Source organism: Rhodopseudomonas sp. AAP120 (assembly GCF_001295845.1).
Lineage (GTDB): Bacteria > Pseudomonadota > Alphaproteobacteria > Rhizobiales > Xanthobacteraceae > Rhodopseudomonas.
The window spans coordinates 1-14,895 of the sequence record NZ_LJIC01000102.1; the positions used below are offsets into that span (position 1 = coordinate 1).

A 14,895-nucleotide genomic window follows, 5' to 3' on the forward strand; every position below is an offset into this window, starting at 1 on the left:
ACCCGCCGCGCAAGAGCGCGCCGACCTCTCCCCGCAAGCGGGGAGAGGTGCCGGCCGTGCGTGTGGAAAGGGCAGAGGCCGACCCGCCATCAGCATTCCTTCGGGTCGACCAGACCCTTGCTGCGCTCGACGATCTCGTAGTTGCCGTTCTTGGCGACCGCCGTGTACATGTTCATCTTGCAGTGGCGCTTGCCGGGGACCATCTCGGCGGGACCGCCGGGGCCTTCGGCGATCTTGGCGTGATCGAGCGCCGCAGCGACGCCGTCGCGATCGACCTTGCCGGCTTCCTTGACGGCCGCTTCCCATAGCTTGAGGCCGCGATAGGTGCCGGTGGCGGCGCTGCCGGCGGCGAACAGGAAGGTGCCGGGGAAAGCCTTGTCGTATTCGGCCTGGATCTTGGCGCTGACCGGATCGTCCTTGGCGACCGCCTTGAAGTAGTCGAGGCAGCTCGCCAGGCCTTCGATTTCGGCCGGCTGGTTGATGCCGAGCGTGTTCTCGTCATAGTACACGCAGGCCAGGCGGCCGCCGTTCTTGAGGAAGCCGGCTTCATAAAGCTGCTTGAAGAACGGCCCGACGCCCGGCGGGATGATGGTGTTGAACACCACGTCGACCTTGTTGGAGATGATGCGGTTGACGGTCGACGAGAAGTCGATCTGATCGAGCGGATAGTACTCCTCGAGTACGACCTCGCCGCCATTGGCCTCGATCACCTTGCGGGCATAGGTATTGAGCGTGTGCGGCCAGACATAGTTGGCGCTCGGCAGCGCGAACTTCTTGCCGCCGTTCTTGATCAGCCACGGGATGAATTCGTCGCACTGCTGCGCCGGGGTCGGGCCGGTGCAGAACAGATTGGCGGTGCATTCCTTGCCTTCGTAGAGCTGCGGATAGATGTACAGCGTCTTGCCGCGCGAGACGATGACGTCCTTGATGGCGTTGCGCATCGACGAGGTGACGCCGCCGAGCACCATGTCGACCTTGTCGCGCTGGATCAGCTTGCGGACGTTGCCGACCGCGACAGCTTCGTTCGACGCGGTGTCCTCGATGTACAGTTCGAGCGGCCGGCCGAGCAGGCCGCCGGCATCGTTGATCTGCTTGATCACCATCTTGGCGACGTTGGCGTCGGCGTTGCCCGCATAGCCGATCGGGCCGGTGAGGTCGGTGGCGATGCCGACCTTGATCGGGCCGGCCGCTGCGTTCGCCCAGCCGGCCGGGACAACCCAGCTGCCGACGCCGGTGGCGATCGCGGTGCCCGCAAAGGCGAAGTTGGAGAGAAAGCGGCGTCGATTGAGCTGGAAGTCGGAGTCGCTGGACATCAGGCTAGATCCCTTTTCCCGAAACGAGGCCCTGCGGCCGGAACTTGATGAAGATGATCGCGAGCACGAAGACGAGGACGTCGGCGATCACCGGCTGAATCACCCAGGGCAGCGCCGCGGACAGCGTGCCGATCACGCCGGCGCCAGCGACCGGGCCGGCGAACGATCCGATGCCGCCGACCATCACGGCCACGAAGCCCTGGATCAGGAAGCGCAGGCCGAGGTCGGCGAACAGCGAGAACACCGGAACGATCAGCGCCCCGGCGAGGCCAGCCAGCGCAGCGCCGAACGCGAAGGTGGCGCCGTAGATCGCGTTGGTGGAGATGCCGGAGGCGCGGGCCAGCGCCGGATTTTCCAGCGAGGCGCGAACGCGCAGGCCGAACGAGGTCCGCGACAGCAGCAGATAGCTCGCCACCATCACCAGCGCGGTGATGACGATGATCACCAGCCGCCAGGTCGAGAAGTGCATCGAGCCGAGCGCCACCGAGCCGCCGACCGGCTCGGGCACCGAAATATACAGACCGCCGATCAGGCCGCGGACGATCTCGCGGATGATCAGGCCGAGCGCGTAGGTGCCGAGCATCGCGACGATCGGCGCGGCGTAGAATCGTCGCACGATCAGTCGTTCGAGAACGAAACCGAGTGCGCCGACCACGAACGGCGCGGCGAGCATGCCGGTCCAGACCGGCAGCCCCGCCGTGTGCGCCAGATAGGTGATGTAGGCGCCGAGCAGGACGAACTCGCCCTGCGCGAAGTTGAAGATCCCCATCATGCTGGCGATGATTCCGAGGCCCAGCACCACCAGCACCACGATGGCGCCGAAACTCAGAATCTCGAACAGGGCGACGAGCAGATTTTCCATTCGACCTTTACCGGATGGAGGAGCGAGCGTTGATGCGCGCGGGCGATCCGGAGCGCCGGGACACGGCGTTCCGGATCATGCGCCTCACATCTTCTTCCAGTCGCCGGCCTGCTCGAACGCATGCGCGGCGCGGTAGATGGTCGGCTCGTCGAAGTGCTTGCCGACCAGCATCATGCCGACCGGCAGGCCGTCGACCATGCCGCACGGCACCGACATCGCCGGATGATGGGTGATGTCGAACGGAGCGGTGTTGCTGATCATCTCGAAGGCGCGGCTGACGACCTCCTCGCGGCCGGCGCCCGGCACCGGCAGCGGTGTCGCCTTCATCGGCGTCGTCGGCATCAGCAGCAGATCGTAGTTCGCCAGCGCCGCGTCGTACGACGCGGTGATGCGGCGGGAGATGTTGACGGCCTTGCCGTAGTAGCGCGGACCGAAAGTGTTGTTGATATAGGTCCCGAGCATCAGGAACAGCTTGGTGGTCTCGGACAGCGAGTCCGCCTGGTCGCGCCAGCCGCGATGCGCCTTCATCAGCGCGGTCGAATACAGATCCGCGCGGCTGAGACCGTAGCCGTCGCCGAACATCATGGTCTGCGCGATGCCCTCGGCGCCAATCGGCGTCCATACGGCGCCCGCAACGAGATGCGCCGGGATCGAGATTTCCTCGACGGTGGCGCCCAGGCTGGCGAGACGCTTGGCGGCCTCGCGGACGCTTTCGTTCACTGCGGTCTCGGCGCCGGGCTGATCGAAGCCTTCCTTGACGATGCCGATCTTCATGCCCTTGACGCCGGTGCCGAGCGCCTTGGTGTATTCGTGCACGATCGGCGCGCGGATCCGCGGATCGTAGCCGTCGTCGCCGGCCAGCACTTCGAGCAGCAGCGCGTTGTCGGCGACCGAAGCGGTCATCGGGCCGGTGTGGTCGACGAAGATTTCGATCGGCATGATGCCGGTGTAGGGCACCAGCCCCCAGGTCGGCTTCATGCCGTAGGTGCCGCTGAACGACGACGGCATGCGGATTGATCCGCCCTGGTCGCCGCCGATCGCCATGTCGGCCTCGCCGAGCGCGACCACCACGGCGCTGCCCGACGACGAGCCGCCCGCCGAGTAGCCCATCTTGTGCGGGTTGTGCACCGGGCCGTTGGAGCCGGTGTGGCTGCCGCCCGAGATACAGAAGTGCTCGCAATGCGTCTTGCCGAGGATCTCGCCGCCGGCGTCGAGGATGCGGGTGACGATGGTGGCATCGAAGTCCGGCACGAAGCCTTCGAGCGTCGACGAGCCGTTCATCATCGGCACGCCGGCCAGCATGATGTTGTCCTTCAGCGCGACGGTCTTGCCCTTGAGCTTGCCGGAGGCGGCGCCCTTCACGCTCGACTTGCGATACCAGGCGTTGCGCGGATCCTCTTCGGCGCCGGGCGTGTAGCCGGGCGTGCGCGGATACTTCACCAGCGGCACTTCGTCCGGCAGCATCGCCACGACATTGTAGGCATCGACCGACGGCTGCATCAGGGCGCGGAACGACGCCACATCCTCGTCGGTGAGGGCCAGGCCGCACTGATCGGCGACATCGAGAAGCTGCGTGGGGGTGGGAAGCGAGACTGCCAAGATCGATCTCCTGCGCGTGAACCTGTCGACGCCACCGGTCCGGGGACGACCGGCCGCGACCCGAGGGGGCGCTGCGTCATCTTGTTACTACATACAGAAATATTTTCTATTTCAAGTATTATTTTGTGGGAAGCTGATGGCGCCGTCAAGCCCGGGTCAGAAGGCGCGGATCAGCTTGAAGTCGAGGCCATCCGCCTGCGCGAGATGGATACTCATCCGCGCGCGGCCGTCCCGGATCGTCACCGGACCGCGCGCGCCGTGATAGACGATGTTCTTGCCGGCCGAGAGCAGCGCCCGCGGCGCCAGCGTCTGGGCTTTCTGGGCGATGGCTTCGAGAAATCGCAGGCCTTCGTAGTTGGACTGCCCGACCGAGCCGACCGGCGGCGCGGTCGGGCCGAAGGCGCGGACGTAGGAGGAACGGAATTCGTCGTTATCGCGCGAATCCTGACAGCCGAAATAGCCGGACGCACAGAACAGGTTTTCTGTAGCCTCGGCACCGATGCCGAGCAGCACCGTCTCGTCCATCGCGCCGGCCAGCCGCAGGATGCCGGCGGACAGGCCGCATTCGGCGAAGGCGCGATTGAAGGTGACGCTGTCGGTACCGATCAGCGAGATCAGCACCACATCGGGCCGCGCGGCGCGAATCCGCGCCAGATGCCGCTCGTGATTGTCCTCGCCCAGCGGCACGAACTCCTCGCCCACCACCTGACCGCCGGCGTCCTTGATGTAGGTCTTCACCGCGCGATGCGACAGCCACGGCCAGACGTAGTCGCTGCCGATCAGATACCAACGCTTGGCGCGCTTGACCTGGGTGAGCCAGTCGATCGCCGGCCGGCTCTGCCAGCGCGGCGTCTCGCCGATCGTCAGCACGCCCGGGGCGCGCTCGCCGCCTTCATAGACCGGCGTGTAGATATAAGGGACGCGGCCGCGGATGGCGTTGCGCAGCGCGACACGGACGGCGCTGATATGCGAGCCCATGACGATGTCGACGTCTTCGTCCTCGACCGCGCGGGCGACACGCTGCGCGACGTCCTCGATCGGGCCGCCGGCGTCGTACATCACCAGTTCGATCTCGCGGCCGAGCAGGCCCCCGCGCTTGTTGATCTCGGCGGCGGCGAGCAGCGAGGCGTTGCAGCAGGCCGGCCCCCACAGGCCGGGCGCGCCCTGGAAGGTGACGAAGTTGCCGATCCGCAGCTTGCTCCGGGCCCGCCGGGCCGCTGCGCCAAGGCCATCGCCGGGGCAATCGATCCATGCCGCGTCGTCGAGCGAAGACACCCGGTCAAGCACGCCCAGTGGCGGCGGAACGGCCGCACCGTGTCCGAGATCCCCGATCGAGAGCACGCCCTCTCCTGACTATTGGTGCGGACATCCTGCGAAAGTCCTGTCCGTACGGTGACGAATGCTATTCGAAAATATTGAACTTTCAAGAATTGATGTGCATATAGATGCAGCAAACGCAGCACGCGATTCATTCATTTCGAACGACGAAGTCTCATCGTGGCCAAATCGCCCAGCCGCAACCCGCCGATCACCGAACACCTCGCCTATCTGCTCGCGCAGGCCAACCGGGAGATCAACCGGCAGCTCGAGGCGCGGCTGCGCGATGAAGGCGTGCCGGTCGAGCAGTGGCGCATCCTCAAGGTGCTGTCCGACGGCAAGGGCCACTCGATGGGCGAACTCGCCGAGGAAGTGCTGCTCAACCACCCGACGCTGACCAAGATGATCGACCGCATGGTGTCGGACTCGCTGGTGTATCGGGCGCAGGATCCGGAAGACCGCCGCAAGGTCCTGATGTACAGCTCCGAACGCGGCAAGGCGCTGACCCAGCGCCTCAACGCGCTGGCGCTGAGCCAGGAGGCGCATATCGCCGAGAGCTACGGCGACAAGGCGACGGCGGAGCTGAAGCGCCTGCTGGAGAGCCTGATCGACGCCGCGACTTGAGCGAGCTGGCCCTCCCGATAAGCGCTAACTCCTCTTCCCGAGGAGCCCGGCGAAGCCGGGCGCCTCGAAGGACGAGGCCACGCTTCGCCTGCGGCCCATGGTTCGAGACGGCGCTGCGCGCCTTCCTCACCATGAGGGTGTCTTGTCGCGACCGCCCAAATAGCTCGCTGTGTCGAATACGAACAGAACCGCTTTAGGAACCCCTCCCGGCTGGCTGCTTTGCACCTCTGGCCGACATTTCCGAGGAGGAGCCGATGACCACGCAGAAATCCGTTGAAGATCCGGCAGAGCGCGAGCGCATTCAGCAGAAGCAGGGCGGCCACCACATGCCGCCGCGCCCGGAAGACGGCCCGCCGCTCGACGACACCGACCGCAATTCCGACAAGGTGATCAAGCCGTCGCGAAGATCGTAGGGTCTATCAGGTCTTCAGGGCACCACCTCTCCCCGTCATTGCGAGCGAAGCGAAGCAATCCAGCCCCCGTGCACGGTGCTGGATTGCTTCGTCGCTACGCTCCTCGCAATGACGGCGGGGGTGTCGCCTGTCTAACTCGTATTGAATTCGTCGGCGGGACTGGCTTACTCCTTCGTCCCCAGCAGCGTCGTGTAGCTCGCCGGGATCCAGGCGAAGCGGGTGCCGGCGGGCAAGATGTGGCCGATGCCGGGAAACGCGATATGCGCCGCGGCGATCCAGGTACCGCTGGTTGCCGCGTCGGCGAAGATCGTGGTGCGCTGCGCCTCCGCCGCGAACGGATCGCTGTCGTAGGTCAGCGTGATCGCCGGATCGCGAAACTGGATCGGGGCGACGTGGACGAGATCGCCCCATACCAGCAGGCGCTGGCCTTCGCTGCTGACTTCGTAGGAGGTGTGACCGGGCGTATGGCCAGCGGTCGGGATCGCGCGGATGCCGGGCGACAATAGCTCACCATCCTTGAACGGCTTCAGCCGTCCGGACTCCTGATAGGGTTTCAGTGAGGCGCGGTCGCCGTCGAACATCGACTTCAGAAACGCCGGTGCCTTGCCCTCGCTGGCCGGATCGAGCCAGTAATCGACGTCCTTCTGATTGACGCGAATGATCGCATGGGCGAAGGCGGGCTTGCCGTGCGGCGCGATGCCGCCGACGTGGTCGGCGTGCAGATGCGTGAGGTAGATCTCGTCGACCTGCTCGGGCTGGTAGCCGGCCGCCCGCAAATTCTCGATCAGATGGCCGCAGCACTCGCCGTAAAGACTGCCGGCGCCGCTGTCGATCAGAACGAGCTTGTCGCCGGTGTTGATCAGGAAGGCGTTGATGGCGCCTTCGAGCGGGATCGACAGCCGCTCCGCGGCGAGCAGCGCCTCGGCTTCGCCCGGATGCGCCTCGGAGAGCTGCACCGCGCGCCGCTTGCCGTCGGCATCCGTCTCGTTGCGTAGCATCACCTTGTTGACGGGAAACGGATGCGTACCGTCGAGCAGCGCGGTGATCTCGAACCGGCCGAGCATCATCCGGTAATAACCAGGCGCCTGGGTACGGACCTGCGGCGCGGCGGCCGGCGCTGCCGCGATGGCCAGCATGGACAGCGACAGCCCGAGCAGAATGGCCTTGATCGGTTTCATCTGGTTTCTCCTCGCCCCACGTTGCGCGCAGTCAGTCGCGCGCCGCTTTGACATCTTGCGACGAGACGCGACCCGGCTTGCCGCCGAAATGGCCGATCACGTAGTTGGCGACGGCGGCGATCTCGTCGTTGGAGTAGGCCGCCGCGAACGCCTGCATCGACCCGGTCGGCGAGTTGACGGCGACGCCTTGCAGAACCGTGCGCACGACATTGACGCCCTCGACATCGTTGACGCTGCGGGCGCCGCGCAGCGACGCGTTGCCGGTCTGCCGGCCGCTGCCGTCCCATCCGTGGCAACTGGCGCAGGCCGAGGCGAAAATACGCTGGCCGATCGGATCACCGCCGCTGCTCTCGCCAGGCAGCCACGGCCCTGCGCTCGCCAGCGTCGTCGGATTCGGATTGACCGACGGCGACAGCGTCGAGCGTTGCGGCGGCACGGTTTTGAGATAAGCGGTGATCGCCGCGATGTCGTCGCGCGGCAGGCGACCGAGGCTGAACTTGATCGCTTCCGCCATGCCGCCGGAGGCGCCGCCGTGGCCCGACGCGTGGCCGGTCGAGAGATAGGCACTGATCTCGGCGTCGGACCAGCGGCCGATGCCGGTCTCTACATCCGGCGTGATGTTGTAGGCCTTGTAGCCGTCGACCACGGCGCCGGCAAATTTCTCGCTGCGCTTCATTGCGAACATGAAATTGCGCGGCGTGTGGCACTCACCGCAATGTGCCAGCGCTTCGACCAGGTAAGCGCCCTTGTTCCATTGCGCATCGCGCTCCGGCGACGGCTGCCAGGGCTGCGTCGGCATGAACAGCAGCTTCCAGGCGCGCAGCACGAAGCGCTGATTGAACGGAAAGCTCAGCGTATTCGCCGGCGGCTGCGTTGCGACCGGCCGCAGCGTCGCCAGATAAGCGCGGATCGCCAATACATCGTCGGTCGAAAGCAACGCGTAGGACGTGTACGGCAAGGCTGGATAAAGATCCTCGCCGGCGCGGCCGATGCCCTGATGCAGCGCGCGGACGAATTCGGCGTCGGACCATTTGCCGATGCCGGTCTCGGCATCGGGCGTGATGTTCGACGAGTAGATCGTGCCGAACGGCAGCTTGAAGGCACGCCCACCGGCGAACGGCTTGCCGCCCCGCGCGGTGTGGCAGCTCTCACAATCGGCAGCCGTCGTGAGATACGCGCCGCGCGCGATCAGCGCCGCACCGGTCGGCTGATTGGGCGAGGCTTGAACCTGCGTCAGCTTCGCCGGCCAGAAGAAGAACCAGCCGGCCAGCGCGGCGGCCACGATCACAACGGCAACGATGATAGTGAGGATGCGGGTCACGTCGCGTCCCGGGCTTTGAGCGCCGCTTTGTCGATCGGCAGCCGACGCAGCCGGACGCCGGTGGCGGCGAAGATGGCGTTGGCGAGCGCCGGCGCGGCCGAGACGGTGCCGACCTCGCCAAGCCCGCCGGGCGGCTCGCGGCTGTCGACCAGATGCACCTCGACCGAGGGCGTCTCGTTGATACGCAGTTGCCGATAGTCGTTGAAATTGCTCTGCTGCACGCGGCCATTCGCGAAGGTGATGCCATTGAACAGTGCAGCCGACAGGCCGAACAGCACGCCGCCTTCGATCTGCGCGCGGACGATGTCGGGATTGATCAGAGTGCCGCAATCGACCGCCGCGACGGCCTTGCGCAGTGTGACCTCGCCAGAGGCAGCCACCGCGACTTCGACAACCAGCGCCGAGAAGCTTCCAAAATTCTGATGCAGCGAGACCCCGCGGCCGATCCGGCCGCCTTGCGGCGCGCCCCAGTTCGCCTTCTCGGTTGCCAGATCGAGCACATGCCGGGCACGGACGTTGTCGGCCGGCAGCAGTGCGCGACGATAGTCGATCGGGTCGCGGCCGACGCTGTGTGCCAGCTCATCGACAAAGCTTTCGAGCACGAACACATTGTGGGTCGGCCCGACGCCGCGCCACCAGTTCAGCCGGATCGGCGGATCGTGCCGGACCCAGTCGACCCGGATGTTCGGAAACGCGTAGGGGCTGTCCCAGGAGCCGTCGACGGCGTCCTTGTCGAGCTTGCCCTGCGGCCAGCCGTTGTCGTCGAAATCCTTGCGCACGGTGCCGGAGGTGGTGCGATGCGTCCAGGCGACCGGCAGGCCGTTTTCGTCGAGACCGGCGCTGAAGCGGTCGTAGTAATAAGGCCGGAAGCGGTCGTGCCGGATGTCCTGCTCGCGCGTCCAGATCACCTTGAGCGGATAGGGTACCTGCTTGGCGAAGCGCACCGCCTGCTCGATCGTGTCGGCCTGCAGCCTTCTGCCGAAGCCGCCGCCGATCAGCTGATTGTGGACCGCGACTTTCTCGACCGGCAGCCCGATGATCTGCGCCGCGTGGCGCTGCGCCACCGCCGGCGTCTGGGTGCCGACCCAGATGTCGCAACCGTCCGGCCGCACATGCACCGTGGTGTTGATCGGCTCCATCGTGGCATGCGCCAGAAACGGCATCTCGTATTCGGCATCGATGCGGCGCTTGGCCTGCGCGAACGCCGCGTCCACATCGCCATGCTTCAGCGCCTCGATCGGCGTGACGCTGGTCGACGCCGCTTTGGCATCCTGCCGGATACCCTCCGACGAGAGGGTGGCATTGGCGCCGTAATCCCAATCGAGATCCAGCGCATCGCAGCCGGTCTTGGCGGCCCAGTAATGCTCGCCCACCACCGCGACCGCGTCGTCGATGCGCAGCACGTCGATCACGCCGGGCAGCCGCCGTGCCTTGGTATCATCCATCGCGCGCAGCGTGCCGCCCGCTACCGGGCAGATCGCCAGCACCGCCGTTTTCATGCCCGGCACGTCGATGTCGATGCCGTAGATCGCGCTGCCGTCGACTTTGCCGGGCGTATCGATCCGCTTCAGGCTCTTGCCGATCAGTTTGTAGTCGGCGGGTGCTTTGAGGCGCGGCTGCGTCGGGATCGGCAGCAAGGCGGCCTCCGCCGCGACCTCCGCATAGGGAAGCGACCGGCCGCTCGGCGTGTGGGTGATGGTGCCGTCGCGGGTGACGCAATCAGCCGCATCGACCTGCCAACGCTGCGCCGCCGCGGCGACCAGCATCTGGCGCGCCGCCGCACCGGCCTGCCGCAGCGGCGTCCAGAAGCCGCGGATCGAGGTCGAACCGCCGGTCAGTTGTGCCTTGAACAGCGGCTGGGCGTACAGCGCGACGTCGGGCGGCGCCGCCACCGCGGTGATCTGGTCGAGCCGGACGTCGAGTTCTTCGGCGAGCAGCGCCGCTTCGGCCGTGTAGATGCCCTGCCCCATCTCGACGCTCGGCATCACCAGCGTGATCTCACCACTCGGCGCGATGCGGACGAAGCCGCCGAGTTGCGCCGGCGATGACGCAGGGCCCGCCTCGAGCGGCGCGGCATGCGCTTTGCCCGGTCGCACGAAAGCGATCACCAGCGCGCCAGCCAGAAACGCGCGGCGCGAGGGGCCGCGCGCCTGTGAACGACTCTCGTGAGACGCGGTCATGTCGCCGCCGCCTTAATGGCGGCGCGGATCCGCACATAGGTGGCGCAGCGGCAGATGTTGCCGGCCATCGCCGCGTCGATCATGGCGTCGTCTGGTTGAGCTTCGCGGCCGAGCAGCGCCGCTGCGCTCATGATCTGGCCGGACTGGCAGTAGCCGCATTGCACGACTTCGAGATCGAGCCAGGCCTGCTGCACCTTGTGGCCGGCCTCGGTCTGGCCGACGCCCTCGATCGTGGTGATGGCGCGGCCTCCGACACTGCCGACCGGCAGAACGCAGGACCGCACCGGCTCGCCGCCGAGATGCACCGTGCAGGCGCCGCATTGCGCAATGCCGCAGCCGAACTTGGTGCCGCGTAGCTTGATCAGGTCGCGCAGGACCCAGAGCAGCGGCATGTCGTCCGGCGCATCCACCGTGTAGTCGCGGCCGTTGACCTTGAGTGCCAGCATCGTCTTCCCGTCGATTCTACACCGCGAGTATCAGCCGATGCCGGGGTGGCCTCTTGTCGATTTCCGTCGCGTGTTGGATAAGTCGATCACCGGATGCGCGTCATCCTTTCCAGCCGTCCAGAAACTCGAGCAGCAGGTTGGTGACGATCTCAGGCTGCTCCTCGTGCGGCAGGTGTCCGCATTGCGGGATGGCGGCAACGCGCAGGTCGCTGGCCATCTCGCGCCACACCGCCTCCATGTCGAACAGCTTGCCGACCGCGCCGAAATCCGCGCCCCACAGCGACAGCGTCGGGCACGCGATTTTGACGTCGGCGTCGGCGAGATCCTGGGCGATATCGTCGGCGCCGGCGCGATAGTCCGACAGCGCGCCGCGCACGCCGCCTTCCGCGGCAAACGCTTTCACGTAAGCGGCGACCGCATCCTCGGTGATGCTCTTGGGATCGTGGCACCAGTCGGTGAAGAAGTGGCGCAGCCAGATCTCCTCGCGGCCGGCGATCAGCGCTTCCGGCAGATCGGCGACCTGGTGAAACAGGAAGAACCAGTATTCCCGGGCGATCCTGGCGTTCATGTCGCGCGCCACGATGCGGGTCGGCACGTTGTCCATCACCACCAGCCGGTCGACCAGAGCAGGATGATCCTTGGTCAGCCGCGTCGCCACGCGCGCGCCGCGGTCGTGGCCGATCAGCGCGAAGCGTCCGATGCCGAGCGCCTGCGCCAGCGCTACGATATCGCTCGCCATGGTGCGCTTGTCATAGCCGCCGGCCGGCTTGTCGGTGTCGCCATAGCCGCGCAGATCCGGCGCGATCACCCGGTACTGCTTGGCCAGCACGGGAAGCTGAAACCGCCACGCATAGCTCGTTTCCGGAAAGCCGTGCAGCAGGATGACCGGCGGCCCGGACCCTGCCTCGCGATAGAATTGCCGGATGCCGTTGGCACGGATCGTGGCGTGGCGCGGTGTCGTCATTCGGCGGATCCCTTCGAGCGCCTCTCCGCGAACGGACACGCCCTGCGGAGATTCGGCGATGCAGGCCGAAGGATAGTCGGGACGACCGGGACCGAATTGCAGACTTGTGCCGGCGATTGGATGTTTGGATGGTCTTGGAGCCGAGCGAGGCCGTCTCCGGGGGCTGGTTCGAAGCGCCGCGGCGAAGCTTATCCTTGCGCGATGCGCGAGACCGACTCCCGGTAATTCACCGGCACCAGCGGCCGACGATCCGGCCCAGGACTACGTCACCCGCACGATCACTCATCACGCCAACTAATCGATTATTTCCGAATTATTCAGTCTCCTCGGCCATGATCAGCAACGCAGATCGCGTCGCTCTGAACAGCTGATAGCAGCCGGGTGGATGGCTCATGATGCGGATTTCCAGTCATCGGTTCGGCAATCGATCGACGCCGTGCTGCGCCGTTCGTCCGCAGACGGAAAAGGATACCACTCCGATTCCCATCCGGCCGCGCTCGCGCACCGCGGCGCAGCTCGATGACCTTGGCGTCCTGCTGTATCGCCTACTCATGATCGTGGCGCTGACGCTGCTGTTCGTCGGCGTCTTCTTCGTCGTGTTCGGACCGGCCGAGCCGTTCGCCTACCGGGCGCTGAGCCTGTGCATTCTGGGCGTGCTCCCGGCGAGCGTGACCATCGTCACAGCGTCGGCATTGCGAGCCGCGTGCAGGGCGATCAGTAACGCGTTCGATCCGGCGGAACGGGCTGTCGTCGGCTGGGCGACGTGGCTCCATGGCGGCCTCGTTGGGCTGGCGGCGTGGGCCCGATCGCAAACATCCCGGCTGCGATCGCGCTACGCATCGCTCCGGGCGGCTAGGCGGCCGCTGTCCCCACAGGCGGTCGCGGTCTCATCGAACATTCCTCGCCGGACCGGGCCGCGATTTGATATAGATTGATCGTGGTAGATCACCGCGGCCGGCGAATACGGCCGCGTCGGCATTTCGATACTGGCATTTCACACGATGAAGATTTTTGGCTGCCTGCTGCTGGCCATCCTGGCGATGATGTCCGCGGCCGAATGCGCGCCGCGCGAAGCGGCTTCGGAGATTTCGGTCGCACAGGTGACGGCCACCAGGCTGGCGGTCTGGAAGGTGTTTCGTCGCATCCGCCAGGAGGCGCCGCAGCAACGCGGCGAATTGCTGACCTTCGTCGAGCGCGCCGCGCGGGCGTCGGCGGTGCCGGCCGACTTCTTCAAGCGGCTGATCCACCAGGAAAGCGCGTTCGATCCCAATGCGGTCAGCAGCAAGGGGGCGCAGGGCGTGGCGCAGTTCATGCCCGCCACCGCGGCGCAGCGGGGGCTCAAGAATCCGTTCGATCCCGAAGAGGCGCTGCTCAAATCCGCCGAACTGCTCAAGGATCTCAAGGACCGTTTCGGAAACTGGGGACTGGCGGCCGCCGCCTATAATGCGGGGCCGGAGCGGGTCAGACGCTGGCTGGCCGGCACGAGCCGGCTGCCGGCCGAGACGCAGCACTACGTGCATGTCATTACCGGCCGGGTCGCCGACGAATGGGCGCAGGCCAGCCCGGACTTTGCATTCTCGGCCGTTCCGGCCGTGGTGCGGAAACGGTCCCGCCGGCAGACCCAGCAGGAAGCCGAATTGCTGATCCTGGACCAGCTACGCGGCGACAGCCGCGCAACGCTGGTCAGCACCCGCACGCAGCTGCGCGCCGGCGATCCCTGCACCAGCTGCATTCGGCAGAAGTTCTATTAAATAGCAGCGACAGGCTGTGACTTGTCGGTGAGGCTGGAGCAGCTATCATCGTCGGCGCGGCGCGACCATGCGCGTCGGGACGGAACCCGGAACTGAACCTTAACCAGCGCGGATTCATCCTGCCGAGGAGTACTTCCTTGCAACGGATCGGATTCGACATGAAACTCATTTCTGCCCTCGGCGCCGGCGCCGTTCTGGCCCTCACGACCTTCGGCGCGGCCGCCGGCGAGGCGTTCGTGCCGCAAGCCCTGCAGGGCGCGGCCCGGATGACCTCGGCGTCGCTGGAGCAGGCAACTTCGGCGCTGGCCATCGCGCGGCCGATCGATATCGCCCAGGGCCTCGCGGCCGCCGGCGCGCTGCAACCCGCTCCCGGCGATCCGCGCGCCAATTCGTCGGTGGTGGCGCAGAGCGGTTACCGGAACGATGTCGCGGTGCTGCAGTCGGGAAGCAACAACGCGTCGTCGGTGATCCAGCAGGGGGCGCTGAACCGCGCGACGGTGACGCAACGTAGTCGCTGATCGCCGGGCAGGAGCAGTTCGCCACGTCGATTTGCGTGGACCGGTACAACTCTCCCACTCTGGTCGGGTGTGCGGATGTTATAATCTGCACAGAGTCGGAACATCACTCCCAGGGGCAGGCGACTTATGGAGCCAGGAGCATGTGGTACGTAGCTGCAGCACTGACAGCGGCGTTGGGCCTGAATGCAGGTCCGCCGGTGACCGACGTCGGCCATGATCGGAATGGCCATGTGATCAGGGTGGCGTCCGAGGTGTTTGTCCAGCAGTCGGGTGGGCTTCTGCCGGCGCTAAGGCAGCGGCCGGCGGACGCTCCGCCGCTGCCGCAGACGCCCGAGAGCGGCGGGCCGGCGCGCACCGGGGCGGTGGCGACACCGCCGCAGGCGGCTGGGGCGGCGCCGCAGGCCGCTGG

General features: G+C 66.4%; 15 protein-coding genes. 6 read left to right on the forward strand and 9 right to left on the reverse strand.

What is annotated here, in order from left to right:
* Positions 1–89: 89 nt before the first annotated feature.
* The 4 genes from IP86_RS16635 to IP86_RS16650 all read right to left on the reverse strand — a co-directional run bounded on the left by IP86_RS16635 (position 90) and on the right by IP86_RS16650 (position 5,115).
* Entirely contained in the window at positions 90–1,313 is a 1,224-nt protein-coding gene (locus tag IP86_RS16635; RefSeq protein WP_054163655.1) for a substrate-binding protein, read from the reverse strand.
* A 4-nt stretch (positions 1,314–1,317) separates the two neighbouring features.
* Positions 1,318–2,175, reverse strand: coding sequence for a branched-chain amino acid ABC transporter permease (locus IP86_RS16640; protein ID WP_054163656.1), 858 nt, complete (start codon positions 2,173–2,175; stop codon positions 1,318–1,320).
* Positions 2,176–2,259: 84 nt separating this feature from the next.
* A complete protein-coding gene (locus IP86_RS16645; RefSeq protein ID WP_054163657.1) occupies positions 2,260–3,774 on the reverse strand; it encodes an amidase in 1,515 nt (504 codons plus the stop codon).
* A gap of 156 nt (positions 3,775–3,930) precedes the next feature.
* Entirely contained in the window at positions 3,931–5,115 is a 1,185-nt protein-coding gene (locus IP86_RS16650) for a substrate-binding domain-containing protein (protein ID WP_054163658.1), read from the reverse strand.
* Between the two features lie 156 nt (positions 5,116–5,271).
* Between IP86_RS16650 and IP86_RS16655 the strand changes: the two genes are divergently transcribed.
* Positions 5,272–5,715 carry a MarR family winged helix-turn-helix transcriptional regulator gene (locus IP86_RS16655; protein WP_054163659.1) on the forward strand — a complete coding sequence of 148 codons (444 nt, stop codon included), beginning with the start codon at positions 5,272–5,274 and terminating at the stop codon, positions 5,713–5,715.
* 254 nt (positions 5,716–5,969) lie between these two features.
* Entirely contained in the window at positions 5,970–6,128 is a 159-nt protein-coding gene (locus tag IP86_RS28765) for a hypothetical protein (protein WP_156332534.1), read from the forward strand.
* A 164-nt stretch (positions 6,129–6,292) separates the two neighbouring features.
* Here the strand turns inward: IP86_RS28765 and IP86_RS16660 are convergent, their stop codons facing one another.
* The 5 genes from IP86_RS16660 to IP86_RS16680 form a co-directional block, all read right to left on the reverse strand.
* Positions 6,293–7,306, reverse strand: coding sequence for an MBL fold metallo-hydrolase (locus IP86_RS16660; protein WP_054163660.1), 1,014 nt, complete (start codon positions 7,304–7,306; stop codon positions 6,293–6,295).
* Positions 7,307–7,337: 31 nt separating this feature from the next.
* Positions 7,338–8,627 carry a c-type cytochrome gene (locus IP86_RS16665; RefSeq protein ID WP_054163661.1) on the reverse strand — a complete coding sequence of 430 codons (1,290 nt, stop codon included), beginning with the start codon at positions 8,625–8,627 and terminating at the stop codon, positions 7,338–7,340.
* Positions 8,624–10,807, reverse strand: coding sequence for a xanthine dehydrogenase family protein molybdopterin-binding subunit (locus tag IP86_RS16670; protein WP_054163662.1), 2,184 nt, complete (start codon positions 10,805–10,807; stop codon positions 8,624–8,626). Before IP86_RS16670 ends, IP86_RS16665 begins: the two co-directional genes overlap by 4 nt.
* Positions 10,804–11,253 carry a (2Fe-2S)-binding protein gene (locus IP86_RS16675; RefSeq protein WP_054163663.1) on the reverse strand — a complete coding sequence of 150 codons (450 nt, stop codon included), beginning with the start codon at positions 11,251–11,253 and terminating at the stop codon, positions 10,804–10,806. Before IP86_RS16675 ends, IP86_RS16670 begins: the two co-directional genes overlap by 4 nt.
* Positions 11,254–11,353: 100 nt before the next feature.
* The gene (locus IP86_RS16680) at positions 11,354–12,217 is read right to left on the reverse strand and encodes an alpha/beta fold hydrolase (protein WP_054163664.1); all 864 of its coding nucleotides are present in this window, start codon (positions 12,215–12,217) and stop codon (positions 11,354–11,356) included.
* A 392-nt stretch (positions 12,218–12,609) separates the two neighbouring features.
* Here IP86_RS16680 and IP86_RS16685 point away from each other — a divergent pair, with 392 nt between their 5' ends.
* From IP86_RS16685 to IP86_RS29265, 4 genes are all read left to right on the forward strand, one after another.
* Positions 12,610–13,152, forward strand: coding sequence for a hypothetical protein (locus IP86_RS16685; RefSeq protein ID WP_054163665.1), 543 nt, complete (start codon positions 12,610–12,612; stop codon positions 13,150–13,152).
* Positions 13,153–13,218: 66 nt separating this feature from the next.
* Positions 13,219–13,968, forward strand: coding sequence for a lytic transglycosylase domain-containing protein (locus IP86_RS29710; protein WP_054163666.1), 750 nt, complete (start codon positions 13,219–13,221; stop codon positions 13,966–13,968).
* Between the two features lie 158 nt (positions 13,969–14,126).
* A complete protein-coding gene (locus IP86_RS16695; protein ID WP_054163667.1) occupies positions 14,127–14,486 on the forward strand; it encodes a curlin repeat-containing protein in 360 nt (119 codons plus the stop codon).
* Between the two features lie 140 nt (positions 14,487–14,626).
* Positions 14,627–14,895: hypothetical protein (locus tag IP86_RS29265; protein ID WP_502694003.1), on the forward strand; the 269-nt coding region annotated here is incomplete at its 3' end.